The 14811-nt window shown below is 42.4% G+C and carries 13 protein-coding genes; 6 read left to right on the plus strand and 7 right to left on the minus strand.

The genetic code is table 11. The annotated features are described in order from the left end of the window. Nucleotides 1-171 precede the first annotated feature (171 nt). The 4 genes from recO to AC1DPZ_RS11960 all read right to left on the minus strand — a co-directional run bounded on the left by recO (nt 172) and on the right by AC1DPZ_RS11960 (nt 1888). Nucleotides 172-897: a DNA repair protein RecO gene (recO, locus tag AC1DPZ_RS11945; protein ID WP_477403537.1), complete on the minus strand. Its 726-nt coding sequence runs from the start codon at nt 895-897 to the stop codon at nt 172-174. Beyond that, a complete protein-coding gene (locus AC1DPZ_RS11950; RefSeq protein ID WP_477403539.1) occupies nt 887-1255 on the minus strand; it encodes a diacylglycerol kinase in 369 nt (122 codons plus the stop codon). Before AC1DPZ_RS11950 ends, recO begins: the two co-directional genes overlap by 11 nt. Before the next feature lie 67 nt (nt 1256-1322). Continuing rightward, on the minus strand, nt 1323-1643 hold the full coding sequence (locus tag AC1DPZ_RS11955; RefSeq protein WP_477403541.1) for a type II toxin-antitoxin system PemK/MazF family toxin: 321 nt from the start codon (nt 1641-1643) through the stop codon (nt 1323-1325). Next, the gene (locus AC1DPZ_RS11960) at nt 1634-1888 is read right to left on the minus strand and encodes an AbrB/MazE/SpoVT family DNA-binding domain-containing protein (RefSeq protein ID WP_477403543.1); all 255 of its coding nucleotides are present in this window, start codon (nt 1886-1888) and stop codon (nt 1634-1636) included. The genes AC1DPZ_RS11955 and AC1DPZ_RS11960 overlap by 10 nt, the downstream gene beginning before the upstream one ends. A 210-nt stretch (nt 1889-2098) precedes the next feature. On the opposite strand from AC1DPZ_RS11960, the gene AC1DPZ_RS11965 reads away from it, so the two are divergent. Both AC1DPZ_RS11965 and AC1DPZ_RS11970 read left to right on the plus strand, forming a co-directional pair. Beyond that, on the plus strand, nt 2099-4432 hold the full coding sequence (locus tag AC1DPZ_RS11965; RefSeq protein ID WP_477403545.1) for an efflux RND transporter permease subunit: 2334 nt from the start codon (nt 2099-2101) through the stop codon (nt 4430-4432). Nucleotides 4433-4566: 134 nt separating this feature from the next. Further along, nucleotides 4567-5343, plus strand: a complete 777-nt coding sequence (locus AC1DPZ_RS11970) for an SDR family oxidoreductase (protein ID WP_477403547.1) — start codon at nt 4567-4569, stop codon at nt 5341-5343. A gap of 63 nt (nt 5344-5406) precedes the next feature. Here the strand turns inward: AC1DPZ_RS11970 and AC1DPZ_RS11975 are convergent, their stop codons facing one another. Beyond that, on the minus strand, nt 5407-5604 hold the full coding sequence (locus tag AC1DPZ_RS11975; protein WP_477403549.1) for a hypothetical protein: 198 nt from the start codon (nt 5602-5604) through the stop codon (nt 5407-5409). A gap of 83 nt (nt 5605-5687) precedes the next feature. Here AC1DPZ_RS11975 and ileS point away from each other — a divergent pair, with 83 nt between their 5' ends. The 3 genes from ileS to AC1DPZ_RS11990 are packed head-to-tail and all read left to right on the plus strand — an operon-like array spanning nt 5688 to nt 10061. Beyond that, nucleotides 5688-9071: an isoleucine--tRNA ligase gene (ileS, locus tag AC1DPZ_RS11980; protein ID WP_477403551.1), complete on the plus strand. Its 3384-nt coding sequence runs from the start codon at nt 5688-5690 to the stop codon at nt 9069-9071. After that, nucleotides 9072-9455 carry a TraR/DksA family transcriptional regulator gene (locus tag AC1DPZ_RS11985; RefSeq protein ID WP_184547488.1) on the plus strand — a complete coding sequence of 128 codons (384 nt, stop codon included), beginning with the start codon at nt 9072-9074 and terminating at the stop codon, nt 9453-9455. Then, nucleotides 9456-10061 (plus strand): lipoprotein signal peptidase, encoded by a 606-nt coding sequence (locus tag AC1DPZ_RS11990; protein WP_477403553.1) that lies wholly within the window; start codon nt 9456-9458, stop codon nt 10059-10061. Between the two features lie 246 nt (nt 10062-10307). Here the strand turns inward: AC1DPZ_RS11990 and AC1DPZ_RS11995 are convergent, their stop codons facing one another. Beyond that, nucleotides 10308-11849 (minus strand): Do family serine endopeptidase, encoded by a 1542-nt coding sequence (locus AC1DPZ_RS11995; RefSeq protein ID WP_477403555.1) that lies wholly within the window; start codon nt 11847-11849, stop codon nt 10308-10310. Nucleotides 11850-12039: 190 nt separating this feature from the next. Between AC1DPZ_RS11995 and dapF the strand changes: the two genes are divergently transcribed. Then, nucleotides 12040-12825, plus strand: coding sequence for a diaminopimelate epimerase (gene dapF, locus AC1DPZ_RS12000; RefSeq protein ID WP_477403557.1), 786 nt, complete (start codon nt 12040-12042; stop codon nt 12823-12825). 266 nt (nt 12826-13091) lie between these two features. Here dapF and AC1DPZ_RS12005 read toward each other — a convergent pair whose 3' ends face one another. After that, on the minus strand, nt 13092-14750 hold the full coding sequence (locus tag AC1DPZ_RS12005) for a RagB/SusD family nutrient uptake outer membrane protein (protein WP_477403559.1): 1659 nt from the start codon (nt 14748-14750) through the stop codon (nt 13092-13094). Between the last annotated feature and the right edge of the window lie 61 nt (nt 14751-14811).

The raw sequence follows: 14811 nt of genomic DNA on the forward strand, positions 1-14811 counted from the left end.
GTGCATATATTTGTCCTAATTGTTATTATCGATCTAACCAATTAGTTCTTTATGGTAAATAATGAGGTCAGTCAAMTAAAAAAAAGAGACAGCCATCGGCTTTCTCTTTTTTTGTTTTAATACCCTTTTATTTGTCAAATATTAAACATCGATTTTACATTTCAGGCGGCTTTAAGCTAACACCTCCTCCAGCACATCTCCCGAGCGGATGTTTCCAAAGCCCTCAATATGCAAGGCGTAATACTCCATCAATTTATGCACCAGGCACCGCCTTTCATCATTGCTGAATTTTAATTGCTCCATGTTTTCAAAACTGCATTGCAGCACCAGGCTAAAGTTTTGTGTATGCGGTGGCGAAAGGTACATCACACTATCGGGCTTGTATTTAGTAAACGTGCCGTTCTTCAGGTCGAAGTAATCAGCTTTGCCAATTAAAAACTTATCGGGGTAAAAACCAAGGTAACGGGTAAGCTGGGTTAAAAACAGCAAGTGAAAGTTGGCCACATTCCCGGTTTGATGATCGAGCCATTCGATGGCGTTAAACACAAAATCAAAAATATTTTCTTCGGCAGATTGCTGCTTTATGGCTTTATACAGTACTTCGTTCAAAAAAATAGCGATACAGCTTTTGATAACATCGTATGGAATAGTTTGCAGCACCGGCGCGTTTTTAAGTTCGGTTATGCGCTGTACGCTGCCGGTATTTTTATGATAAACAACCAGATCCAGCAAATGCAGGGGTTGCAGCATATTACGGCCTATTTTAGCTTTTGGCTTTTTAGCGCCGTTGATGATGTATGATTGCAGACCAAATTTTTCGGTGAAGATCTGAACGATCACGCTGCTTTCTCCATAGTCCGTTGCTTTAAATACGATGCCCCTGGTTTTATGCAGCATGGGTTATCAATAAAATTAGTTTGGGTAAAAATATAACGATGCCGGTGATAAGCGCAAATAAAGCGGCAATAACCACCGCGGCGGCGCAAACATCTTTTACATGGCCCGCCTTTTCATTATATCCTGGCGATACCAGGTCGGTAAGGATTTCAATCCCGGTATTTAAAAGCTCCGTTGTCAAAACAATGGCTATGCTCAGCATGATCCATTCCCATTCGGCGAATGAGATCTGTAGCAACATCCCCAAAACAATGGCAATAAAAGCCAAACCCAGGTGAATCCTGAAATTGGGCTGTGTTAATGAAGCGTACCTTAAACCTTTAAAAGCAAAGCCAAAACTGCTGATCAGTCTTTTCATGTATCAAAAATACGGGTTTTAGACGTTTTTCCCGCAAAGGCACCAATATGGGCAGGATTACCAATGCTTAACAAAGCATCTGATTAATAACAAACTTTATATCATTTATCTCATTTAAACTAAGCTTGCCTATGATGTCRCCAATCCTTACCCGGTCAACTGTTCGAATCTGATCTAACATGACAGAACCCTTTTCACCTTTTACTTCACATATTACCCTTGAAGGGTAAGGCTTAAGAGTATGTGTTAACGGGGCAATAATAATTGTTTTTATATACCTGTTCATTTCATCAGGAGACAATATAACGCATGGTCGGGTTTTATTAACCTCGCTGCCTACAGTTGGGTCAAGATTTATCCAATGGATGGAATACTGTTTTATTTCCATGTCCACTCATTGGTATCTTCATCCTCAAAAGTGTCCGGAATAATCAATTCATTGTCGCCTGTTTTCGCCATTTCCTGGAAAGCTTCTGCCCAGCCCTTTCGTTTATGCTCATTGGCAGGACTTATAACAATAGTATTGTCCTTTACTTCAATGTTTATTTCATTTTCAATGAAGCATTGTTTTAAAAAACTCTGTGGCAAAATTACCCCTTTAGAATTTCCTATGTTTCTGATATTAGATTGCATGCAATAAAGTTATAACAAATTATAACAAATTACAAGTATTGGAGATCTTTCTTTTGCAATTTTAGCTAAGGTTTTTTTAACATAAGATATCTATTGGTTGGGTAAAACCCTGTAAAATCTGAGTAGCCTTTTCATTTTCACAAAGTCAAATTGTTCAATCGGCAGATAGATCAAATTTCGTAGTTTAGCGGCGCCCTTAATTTACTGCGCATGTTCTGGAAAAATACAGCATCATTTATTCTTAAAAACAGGCTCTTCGTGCTGATAAGCGTTGTTGCGCTGAGTGTTTTTATGGGATATGAGGCATCCCGGGTAAAAATAACCTTTAACGGCGGCAAGGTACTTCCCGTTACCGATTCGGCTTATATCCGTTACAACCAGTTTAAAAAAATGTTTGGCCAGGATGCTTCGTCTATGGTGATCGGCATAAAATCAGGTAAGATATTTAACAAGGATGTATTTAACGACTGGTACCAGATAGGCAACAGTCTGAAACAGGTAAAAGGCATTAAGGCTGTAATTTCAGCAGCCAATGTTTACAACCTGCAAAAAGATACCACTCAACATCGTTTTGTTATAAAGCCGCTGGTTACCGGGGTATTGCAAAGCGCACAGGCGGTTGATAGCGTGAAGCAGCAACTGGCAAACCTGCCCTTTTATAAAGGCCTGGTTTTAAGCAACGATGGCAAATCAACCTTAATGGCCATTACTTTTGATGATAAGATCATCAATACACCCAACCGGGTACCTATCATCAATAAAATAAAAAAGCTGGGCGCGGCTTTTGAGCAAAAGCACGGCATAAAAGTACATTACTCCGGCCTGCCGCTCATCCGCACTGTGGTGGGCGACCTGGTGGCGCATGAGTTTTCGATGTTTCTTAGCCTATCGGTATTAATTACGGCGCTGATATTGTTGCTCTTTTTCCGTTCGTTTTTCCCGGTTATTTTCCCGGTGATCATCGTTGTTTTAGGTGTGGTTTGGAGCCTGGGCACATTGGTGCTCATGCACTACGAAATGACTATCCTTACGGGGATTATCCCGCCTCTTGTGGTAGTTATCGGGATTCCCAATACCATATTCATCCTCAATAAGTATTACCACGAGTTTGAACTGAGCGGCAATAAATTACAGGCACTTCACATAGCCATTGAAAAAGCGGGCATAACTACCTTTATAGCTAACGTTACCACTGCTATCGGCTTTGGCGTATTGTGTTTTACCAACAGCGAACTGCTAACCCAATTTGGTTTGGTTGCCTCCATAAGTATTATGGCCACCTTTGCATTGAGTCTGATCCTGGTGCCTATCATCTTTAGTTATTTACCATCGCCCAAACCGCAAAAAGCAGGCATTAAGGATAGTAAATTAATGAAACAACTACTCATTAGCCTGGATAATTTAGTGCACAACAAACGCAAAGTAGTTTATATAACTACCCTGGTGCTTGTAGTGATATCCGCCATCGGCATTACCAAAATAAATATCAATGGCTATGTTGTTGACGACTTGCCCCAGCACAATAATACCCTGGAAGATCTGAAGTTTTTTGAATCGAATTTTAACGGTGTACTTCCATTGGAAGTAAGTATTGATACCAAACGTAAAAACGGCGTAATGAACCAGGTTGTAATACGCAAGGTTGAGAAACTGGAACAACTCATATCATCCTACCCGGAGTTTAGCCGGTCGATATCACTGATCCAGGTTTTAAAATTCAGCACACAGGCTTTTTATGGCGGCAGCGCCGATTATTACCGCCTGCCCGATGGTTTGGAGCAAAATTTTATCCTCAACTATGCGGGCAACTCGGGCAAAGGCACCAGCGCACTCAACACCTATTTAGATAGCACCCACCAGGTAACAAGGGTTACTTTTGAAATGATTGACGCCGGGTCAAAAAAAATGAACAGGGTCCTGGCCAATCTGCAGCCACGTATCGACTCGATATTCAATCCCAAAAAATTCCATGTGGAACTTACAGGCAGCAGCATTATATTTATTAAGGGTACAAACTACCTGCTTACCAACCTTTACGAGAGCCTGGCCTGGGCCATTTTTTTAATCGCCGGGGTAATGTGGATCCTGTTCCGTGGTGTAAAAATGATAGCCATTTCTTTACTGCCAAACCTGGTGCCATTAATAATTACGGCAGGTATTATGGGCTTCTTTGGCATCCCGCTTAAACCATCAACCATCCTGATATTCAGTATAGCTATGGGGATCTCCAGCGATCAAACCATTTATTTCATTACCCGCTACCGGCACGAGCTGCGCAACAGCAACAAAAGGGTTTCTACAATTGTATCCGATACCATCCGCGAAACCGGGGTTAGCATGATATTTATAGCAACAGTACTTTTTTTTGGTTTTGGCGTGTTTGTGGTATCCAAATTTGGCGGCACGCAGGCATTGGGAATCCTTTTATCTATCACGCTGCTGGTAGCTATGATTAGTAACCTTACCTTGTTGCCGGCATTTTTATTGAGCCTTGAAAAAGGGACAGACAGGAAGAAACTGAAGGGGCCTGATATAGAAGAATAGAAGTCTCACCCTGCCCTCCCCTGAGGGAGAGGGTTCTGAAAAAAACAGCTGGCATGGAGACCTTTAAAGAAAACGGTTAATTAACAATATTCGATTCAATATCCTCTCCTTTGGAGAGGGTTTAAGTACGACTTATGGATCTTAAACTCAACAACAAAGTAGCCGTAGTACTTGCAGCAAGCAAGGGACTTGGCAAGGCAATTGCAATGGCGCTATCTGCCGAAGGGGCAAAGGTTATCATCGGCTCCCGCGATGAGGCAGAACTAACCAAAACAGCTAATGAGATAAAACGGCTTACCGGTAACCCGGTTGCGGCCATCCCTGTTGATGTTTCAAATGCCGGCGAGATAAATGCCTTTATAACTAAAGCCGCTGCTACATTCGGGCGGATTGACATTCTGCTGAATAACGCCGGCGGACCACCATTTGATAAGTTTGAGAACTTTGACGACGAGCAATGGCAAAAGGCTTTCGAGCTCAACCTGCTTAGCTTTGCCCGTTTAAGCAGGTTGGTATTACCACATATGCAAGAAACCGGGAGCGGACGCATCATTAACATCATCAGCGGCTCGGTAAAGGCTGTACTGGGCAACTCCGTACTGTCAACCAGTATGCGGATGGGCGTGGTTGGCATGGCCAAGCTAATGGCCGATGAGTTTGGGCCATACAATATCACTGTAAACAATGTGGCGCCGGGATTGATCCTCACCGATAGAATTAAGCATACTTTCCCTAAAGAGGTAGATCCGGAACAAGCAATAAAGGATAAAGCTAAAAGCATCCCGCTGGGACGCATCGGTAAACCAGAAGAACTGGCAGCGCTGGTTGCATTTTTAGCATCTGAACAGGCGGCTTATATTAGCGGGACAACTATTCAGGTTGATGGTGGAGCGAACAGGGCTATTTTTTAATTTCTGAACCGGAATTTATCGAAATAACAGAATTAAAAAATTAAATTCAGCCAAAAAACGTGGCTATTTACTTTCCTTCAAATAATCTATCAGTAAAGTAATAATACTCACTATACCGGCCATGGTTAACCCGGTGGCGCCGCCCTGCATAAGTACCTTCCATTTGGAATCCTGCAGCGCCGGAATAACCATTGACGTCGAAAACAGGATCACGGCTACCAGCAGCATTAGTATAGTACGCTTTACTTTATTATTTTTCACCCCTCTAAATTAAAAAAATCATTTATAAATTCCGTATTTTTGCAACCTCTTAAAAAAGAGGTGATAAAAGGTAGAATATATACATGTACAAAGAATATAAGCAGTTAAACTTATCGCAAACAGGCAAAGAGGTACTGGAGTTTTGGAAACAGAACAACATCTTTGAAAAAAGTATCAGCAGCCGCCCGGCGAGTAACCCTTACACTTTTTACGAAGGGCCGCCGAGCGCAAATGGCATGCCCGGTATTCACCACGTAATGGCGCGCTCTATAAAGGATATTTTTTGCCGCTATAAAACCCTAAAGGGATACCAGGTTAAACGCAAAGGCGGCTGGGATACCCATGGCCTGCCAATTGAACTGGCTGTTGAAAAAGCGTTAGGAATAACCAAGGACGATATTGGCAAAAAGATAACTGTTAAAGAATATAATGATGCCTGCCGCAAAGAGGTAATGCGCTATACCGACGTATGGAACGACCTGACCGAAAAAATGGGTTATTGGGTTGATTTGAATGATCCGTACGTCACCTACAAAAACGAATACATTGAAAGCCTTTGGTGGATACTGAAGCAGCTTTATGATAAAAACCTTTTGTACAAAGGATATACCGTACAGCCTTATTCGCCAAAATCGGGCACCGGATTAAGCTCCCACGAACTTAATCAGCCGGGCACCTATAAAATGGTGAAGGATACTACCATTGTTGCCCAGTTTAAAGTAAAACGCGATCAGGACTCTGCTTTTTTATTTGAAGGCGTAAATACCGACGTATTTATATTAGCCTGGACAACTACTCCATGGACCCTGCCCTCAAACTGCGCATTAGCAGTAGGAGAGAGCATCACTTACGCTAAAATAAGCTCTTTTAACCCTTATACCTACGAGCCAATTTGCGTTGTTTTAGCAAAGGACCTGGTTAAAAAATATTTTAAGGCCGAAGGTGAAACCGCATCTTTTGAAGACTACAAAGGCGGCGATAAAATCATTCCATGGAAATTACAGGCAGAGTGTAAAGGAAGCCGGCTATTGGGCATCCACTACGAACAACTGATGCCTTACGTAACCAATGATGACCTGGAGAAAAACGCCTTCCGTGTTATCCCTGCCGATTTTGTTACAACCGAAGATGGTACCGGCATAGTGCACACTGCATCTGTTTTTGGTGCGGATGACTTCCGGGCCTGTAAAGAGAACAACGTACCATCGGTAATGGTGAAGGACGAAAACGGCAAGGAAGTTCCACTTGTTGATAAGCAAGGCCGTTTTGTTAACGAGGTTACCGATTTTGCGGGTTACTACGTTAAAGAAGAATACTATAGTGATGCAGAACGCGCCGAACCCGGTTTTAAACCTACCGACGTACTGATCTCCATCAAACTAAAAACTGAGAATAAAGCATTCGATGTTAAAAAATACGAGCACAGCTATCCACACTCCTGGCGCTCGGATGAGCCTATTTTATACTACCCCTTAGATAGCTGGTTTATCCGCACTACAGCGGTAAAGGATAAAATGGTAGCGCTCAACAAAACCATCAACTGGAAACCGGAATCGACAGGCACCGGCCGCTTTGGTAACTGGCTGGAAAATTTGGTGGATTGGAATCTTTCCCGTTCACGCTACTGGGGTACGCCGTTGCCTATCTGGCGCGAAGAAAATGGCGGCGAAGAGAAATGTATCGGTTCCATAACCGAGCTGAATGCCGAAATTGAAAAAGCTATTGCGGCAGGCTTTATGCCGGCAGGCTTTACATTGGAAGATATGCACCGCCCTTATGTTGATGATGTGATATTAACTTCATCCAGCGGCAACAAAATGTTCCGCGAGCCTGACCTGATTGATGTTTGGTTCGATTCGGGCGCTATGCCCTACGCACAATGGCATTTCCCTTTCGAAAATAAAGAGGAGTTTGCCAATGCCTACCCTGCCGATTTTATTGCCGAAGGTGTTGATCAAACCCGTGGATGGTTCTTTACCCTGCATGCCATAGCCGTAATGCTAAGCGAGTGCAGCGACGAGGTAAGAACGGTGAATGAACGGGTTGGCAACGGTGGTGTTGCGTTTAAGAATGTGATCTCGAACGGGTTGGTTTTGGATAAGAACGGTAACAAAATGTCTAAGCGTTTAGGCAACGGTGTTGATCCGTTTGAAACCATTGAGCAGTTTGGCGCCGATGCCCCCCGCTGGTACATGATCAGCAATGCATCGCCATGGGATAACCTGAAGTTTAATACCGACGGGATAGATGAGGTTCGCCGCAAGTTCTTCGGCACATTATACAATACCTATTCGTTTTTTGTGCTGTATGCCAATATTGATAAGTTCTCTTACTGCGAAGCCGAAATAGCAATAAGCAAACGCCCGGAAATTGACCGCTGGATCATATCGCTATTAAACACCCTAACCCTGGAGGTTGATGGTTTTTATGCCGATTTTGAGCCAACCAAAGCGGCCCGTGCCATACAGGAATTTGTTGACGCGCATTTCAGCAACTGGTTTATCCGCTTAAGCCGCMGTCGTTTCTGGAGGTCGGACAACTCGGATGATAAGTTATCTGCTTACCAAACATTATATACCTGTTTAATCACCATCAGCAAATTAATGTCGCCTATAGCGCCTTTCTTTTCCGATAGATTATATAACGATCTGAACAGCGTTACCGGTAAAGAGCCATTTGAATCAGTTCACCTGGCTTACTTCCCTGAATATCAAAAAGAACTGGTAGATACCGACCTGGAAGAACGAATGAAACTGGCACAGGACATATCATCCCTGGTGTTGTCATTACGTAAAAAAATCGACATCAATGTACGTCGCCCGCTAAGCAAGATTCTTTTACCTATATTAGATAAAGACTTTAAGGCACATGTGGAACAGGTAAAAGAGCTGATATTATCTGAAACAAACATCAAAGATATTGAGTACATTACCGACACTGCAGGCTTCATTAAAAAGAAGATAAAACCAAACTTTAAGGCCCTTGGCCAGAAAGTGGGTAAAGACATGAAGGCTGTTGCCGAGGCTATAAACAATTTTACAAGTGAAGATATAGCTTCTTTAGAAGCAAACGGAAGTATTGCCGTACTTGATAATAAATATTTGATACTTGATACTGAAGTAGATATCATTGCTGAAGATGTGCCGGGCTGGCAAGTTGCAAATATGGGCAAACTAACCGTGGCTTTAGATGTTACCATATCCAACGAATTAAAGCAGGAGGGTATAGCACGAGAGTTAATTAACCGGATCCAAAACCTGCGCAAGGAGAAAGGATTTGAAGTAACGGATAAGATAAATGTACAGCTTAGCGACCACCCTTACATCAGTGAAGCGGTGAAGAATAATTTATCCTATATTTGCGCCGAAATTTTGGCGGTAAGCATTGTGCTTGATAGCCAGTTAAATAAAGGTGATTTAGTCACCATTGATGGAAATGAAATTTTTATTGTTATTAGTAAAATATAAATGAAAGTAGAAAACGAAAAAACCAGGTATTCCGAGTCAGACCTGCAGGAATTTAAAGCACTCATACTGGATAAGCTACGTATTGCTAAAGAAGAATTAAACTCGCTTGCAACTTCATTAAGCTCACCAAATGCTAACGGAACTGATGACACGGCAGGCACCTACAAAACACTGGAAGATGGCTCGGCCACATTGGAAAAAGAGCAAATAAACCAGTTAGCTGCCCGCCAGAAAAAATTTATTGATCAGCTGGAAGCTGCTCTTGTACGTATCGAGAACAAAACTTATGGTATTTGCCGCGAAACCGGCAAACTGATCCCGAAAGAGCGCTTACGTGCCGTACCGCACACCACCATGACCATGGAAGCCAAATTAAAGCAATAAATGAAGGCAGCTTACACTAAACCTTTTTTAACTGCTGCATTTATAATTCTTGCCGACCAGATCATTAAGACCTGGGTAAGGGGGCACATGTATATGGGCGAAGAGATTCGCTTTTTAGGTAACCGCGGCATGCTGCATTACACCGAAAACAATGGCATGGCCTTCGGCATGGAGTGGGGTGGCGATGCCGGTAAGCTGGCGCTAACGTTGTTTCGTATTTTTGCGGTTTGTGGGATTGTTTATTGTCTTGTTTACCTTATAAAACATAAATATCACCGTGGGCTCATCATGAACGTGGCGCTTATTTTAGCCGGTGCGGTTGGTAATATTATCGATTCAACTTTTTATGGAGTAATGTACAAATACGCACCGCTGTTCCATGGGCGCGTGGTTGATATGTTTTACTTCCCGCTGTTAAAAGGCACTTATCCGTCATGGTTCCCGCTATGGGCCAATGAGCCGTTTGAATTTTTCAGACCGGTATTTAACCTTGCCGACTCGGCTATTTGTGTAGGTGTGATCATGATATTGCTATATCAAAAGCGCTACTTTAAACACGAAGTACCAGAAGTGGCCAGTCCGAATAGTGAAATGGTTGAGGAATAGAAGAAATTAAATATAATTGAAAAAGCCGCTAAACGCGGCTTTTTTGGTTTATCGGAGGTTTTTGTCTCCGCAGTCTGTTTCCTCGCAGGCCATTATTCCTAAATCCAGTTCCAGTACTTTGTTTCCTTACAAACTACTGCTCAAAACAAAAAGCCCGACTCGCGGCCGGGCTTTTTATTAAATATCTGCACATCTAAAACGGCGAAGCACTCAACGCAGTTAATCTGCACATTTGCATATCCTGGCTTACTGCACCTGGAACATATTGTTAAAGTTTGTGCCATCCGGATAATAGCCTGAAATTACCAGGTTACCATTGCGCAGGTTGGTTATCACTTTATCAATATCAGCCACACTGTTAATAGGTGATTTATTGATACTGGTGATGATAGAGCCAACCGGAATTTCAAAGCTATCAAATACCCTTCCTTCGCGGACCTGGGTTACCAGAACACCGGAGTTTACATGAAACTTAGCCTTTTGAGCCTGGGTTAATGGCTGAAAGCTTGCACCCAGTTTATTAAACAATTCTTCTGCCGATTTTGAAACGGCAGCAACGCGGGTTGTTGGGTTTGCATCAGCTTTAAGTGTTACGGCAAAATTCTTTTCTTTGCCATCGCGAAGCACGGTAAGATTTATTTTATCCCCAGGCTGCATACGGCCCACATGTTCCTGCAGGTCTGATGATTCATAAACGGGAATACCCTCTACTTTTGCGATAATATCGCCTTTTTGAATCCCCGCTTGCTGCGCCCCTCCGCCATCAACCAGGTCATTAACATATAAACCGGTTGTGTTGCTGACACTTAATCTTTGAGCAGCATCCGGATTAAGCTCGGTGAAGTTCACACCAATAAATCCGCGTTTTACCGAGCCAAACTTTTTAATATCGTTCAATACCTTTTTAGCAAGGTTAACCGGGATAGCAAAGCCGTAGCCTTCATATGAGCCTGTGTGTGATGCAATCGCGGCGTTAATGCCTATCAACTCGCCTTTGGTGTTTACAAGGGCGCCGCCGCTATTCCCTGGGTTAATGGCAGCATCTGTTTGAATGAACGACTCGATGGCCTTATTAAGCTTTGGGGTGGCTGGCTGGTTACGGCTACGCCCGAACGGGTTGCTCTCGTCCTGGCTGTTCTCGCTGCCAATAATACCAATGTTGCGGCCTTTAGCGCTTATAATACCCGCAGTAACGGTTGATGTTAAATTAAACGGGTTACCTACAGCTAAAACCCACTCACCAACGCGTGCATCGTCAGAGTTGCCTAATTTAACAATAGGCAGGTCGGTAGCACTGATCTTGATTAGGGCCAGGTCGGTACTTGGATCGGTACCAATCACTTTAGCCTGAAAGGTGCGGTGATCATTTGTAGCAACTGTGATTTTATCCGCTTTATCAACTACGTGATTATTGGTTACAATATAGCCATCATTTGATATGATAACGCCCGAACCAGACGCCATCTGTGGTCCCTGCGGACGTATACGCTGACCGAACATATCGCCAAACATCTGCTCTAACTGATCCTGACCACTGCCTCCTGATTGGCTGCTATACGTGGTACGAATGTAAACTACAGCCGGGGTTACCGCCGAGGCTGCCTCGGTAAAATCAAGCGAGYCGGTTGATGACACTACCGGTGCTGATGGGTTGCTGGTGAAATAAACCTTTTGTTTGTCCTCAAAACTTAGGTTATCCGCGTATTTATTCTCGATAACTTTGTACGCGCCTAAAGCCAGGGCTCCTCCTGCAAAAGCGGTTAATAATGTTAAACCAATCTTTTTCATCTTTATATTTGCCTTTCTTTGTTTATGTGAATTAAATTTAACAAATCAAATTTAATACCATATAGACTACATAATCAATGATTAGTTATCAGGTTTTTTGTTAAAATTTGTTAAATTGTTTTTACTTAGCTGTATTGGTTGCTACAAAGGTTAGGCTACAGGTAAGTAACTGATATTAAATGATATTATTGTGAAGATACGATTTTATAAATACCAGGGAGCCGGTAATGATTTCATACTGGTTGATAACCGTGAAAATATAGTTGACCACAGCGACCCGAGGCTGATTGCCCGCCTCTGCGACCGCCGTTTTGGCATTGGCGGCGACGGCATGATGTTTCTGCAAAATAAGGCTGGGTTTGATTTTGAAATGGTATACTACAATGCCGACGGCCAGCCCAGCAGTATGTGTGGTAACGGTGGCAGATGCATTGTAGCCTTTGCCAAATTTTTAGGCATCATTAAAAACGAAACTGTTTTTTTGGCAGTTGACGGTCCGCATAATGCCAAAATTACAGACGAGGGAGATTGGGTGAGCCTGCAGATGATTGACGTAAACGAGTTAAAAACCGACCTGGATGCCTATGTACTCAACACAGGCTCTCCGCACTATGTAAAACTGGTTGAAGACCTGGAGCATCGTGACGTTTTTCATGAAGGCAGGGCCATCCGTAATAATGCTACCTACCGCAAGCAGGGTATTAACGTGAATTTTGTTGAACCAACAGAGGACGGATACTTTGTTCGCACCTTTGAACGCGGCGTTGAGGATGAAACCTTTGCCTGCGGCACCGGGGTTACCGCTGTAGCACTTGCCATGGCCAGCCATAACCAGTTAACAGGGCACATTGATACGCCAATAAAAGTACTTGGTGGCAACCTCAATATTCGCTTTAATTACGATGGCAAAGTGTTTTCGGATATCTTTTTAGAAGGGCCTGCCGTACAGGTATTTGAGGGTGTTGTGGACATATAGCAATCTATCTATTGTTCCGTTCCGCAATGTGAATAGGATACACTAAAAAACATGCAACACAACGATAATTCGCTGTAAATTATTGATTATAAACAACTTATGCTCATTAAAATTTATTTTCTGTACGACAAACATTGTCGTACAGGCATCTTTTTTAATGTCGAAACAGGGAAACACATAACTTCTGGAACATATAAAAGGCCGTGCATTTTCTTGCACGACCTTAACAGTAATATTAACTGAAATTATATAAAGAACGATACAAATCAATTAGGGTTTTTGATTGGAGCGCTACCGGCAGCAGGAGGATTGATAACATATTCATCCGCAGGCACATCCCAATAATCAAGAAAATTATAGTTAATAGTTGCGTGAGTATTCAAAACTCCATCCGATCCAAAAACTACCGCATTTGTACGTCCCCCGCCTTTAGATATGTCATCTATGATCCCCCATCGCCTTGCATCATAGAAAGCAAGCCCTCTAAACACTAATGCGACTCTGCGTTCTCTTCTTAGTTCTTCTTTTGCATCTGTTAAGCTTAATGCACTGCTCAAAGCCGTTAGCCCGGCTCCCTGGTAAGTTCTAACGTTGTTAATGCTCAATAGCCCGGAAGGTATATCACCAGTGTTTATTAAAGCTTCAGCTTTCATGAGCTCATTCTCTTCGTAGCTCCCTGCTATATATAACTCATAGTTACCCGGGGTTTTATCGCTAAGAACCGCTACACCGCCTTTACCAACACCGTTGGCATCCAATAATTGCCACCTGGTACTAAAGGTAAATCCACCCACTTGGTTTGTATACTGATTCGTTGCGAAATTAGTAGCGAGTCTTTTATCGCCTGTTTTATATTCCTGAATTAACCTTTCACTAACTTTAAAAGTGGTTGATTTAGGCAAACCGGTTGTCATAGCTGCAACAGATCCGCCACTTGCTGAGAAAAATCCGTTTGTGGCTGAGGTACGGCCGGTGAAAACAAAATCATCCGATTTAATGCCTGCATTTACCAATGTTAAAACAGCGCTCCAATCAGTTGCGGTCATCGCACTTAATCTTTTATTTACTAATAAGTTGCGCGCTTTCATGGTATTGATGTTCCTGATCCACATATCTGTAGTAAGTACGCCACCTTTACCTGTTTGAACAAAACCCGGCAATAATTTACCCAAAACTGTACTGTAGTCTGATGTGCTTGTAATAGCACTTAATAGAGCGCTTGCCTGATCAAAGTTTTTATTCGCCTCCGTAATCATGGCTGCACTTGTAACATAAGTTGATACCAGTGCAGATGTATTGCCAACTCCAACAGTGTTATTAATGATACCTGCGTAATAAACTGATCCTATTTTTGAATATGCAAACCCTTTCCACCAATAGGCCCAGGCTTTTATAGTATTCTTTTTTGTTTCAGCATCGCCCGTGAATTTTATATTATCAACTAATGCTAATACCTGGTTACAGGCATTGTTTAATGAATACATATAGGCCCACTCATAAAAAAACATATTAGCAGGCTTTTTATCACGTGCATTACTTATCCTTATTACACTTTTTGAAGGAGATGTATTCGTGATCTTACTGCCGTTATCTAATATTACATAATCTGGCAGGTTAACCACGTTGATGTTTTGATTAGATGCTTCGGCCGATATATTATCACCCAATAGTTCATGGTAACCAATCCCCAAGGAAAAATAACTATCGCCCAACCAATTTTGGTTAGCAATTATAGAAGGATTGTTTCCATTAAATCCGTTTATGTAAACCGCCGCTGTTGATAGCGAAATAATTCCCGGTTCATCTTTTGCCTGTTCTATTGTTGGTGAATTGGGATTTTTTACGTCCAGTTCCTTTTTACAGGATGCCACACCCAACAGGGTAATCGCTGCAAAATAAATTGATAAATATCTATATTTTTTCATGTTTTTAGTTTAATAGGTCAATTAAAATCCAAGGCTTAATCCTAATTGATATGATTTATTA

This window comes from Mucilaginibacter sp. P4_G9 (genome assembly GCF_056400985.1).

Coding starts and splice junctions, on each gene's coding strand:
- AC1DPZ_RS11970 (WP_477403547.1), top strand. CDS start 4,567: ATGGATCTTAAACTCAACAACAAAGTAGCCGTAGTACTTGCAGCAAGC.
- AC1DPZ_RS11990 (WP_477403553.1), top strand. CDS start 9,456: ATGAAGGCAGCTTACACTAAACCTTTTTTAACTGCTGCATTTATAATT.
- AC1DPZ_RS11960 (WP_477403543.1), bottom strand. CDS start 1,888: ATGCAATCTAATATCAGAAACATAGGAAATTCTAAAGGGGTAATTTTG.
- AC1DPZ_RS12005 (WP_477403559.1), bottom strand. CDS start 14,750: ATGAAAAAATATAGATATTTATCAATTTATTTTGCAGCGATTACCCTG.
- AC1DPZ_RS11965 (WP_477403545.1), top strand. CDS start 2,099: ATGTTCTGGAAAAATACAGCATCATTTATTCTTAAAAACAGGCTCTTC.
- recO (WP_477403537.1), bottom strand. CDS start 897: ATGCTGCATAAAACCAGGGGCATCGTATTTAAAGCAACGGACTATGGA.
- AC1DPZ_RS11985 (WP_184547488.1), top strand. CDS start 9,072: ATGAAAGTAGAAAACGAAAAAACCAGGTATTCCGAGTCAGACCTGCAG.
- AC1DPZ_RS11950 (WP_477403539.1), bottom strand. CDS start 1,255: ATGAAAAGACTGATCAGCAGTTTTGGCTTTGCTTTTAAAGGTTTAAGG.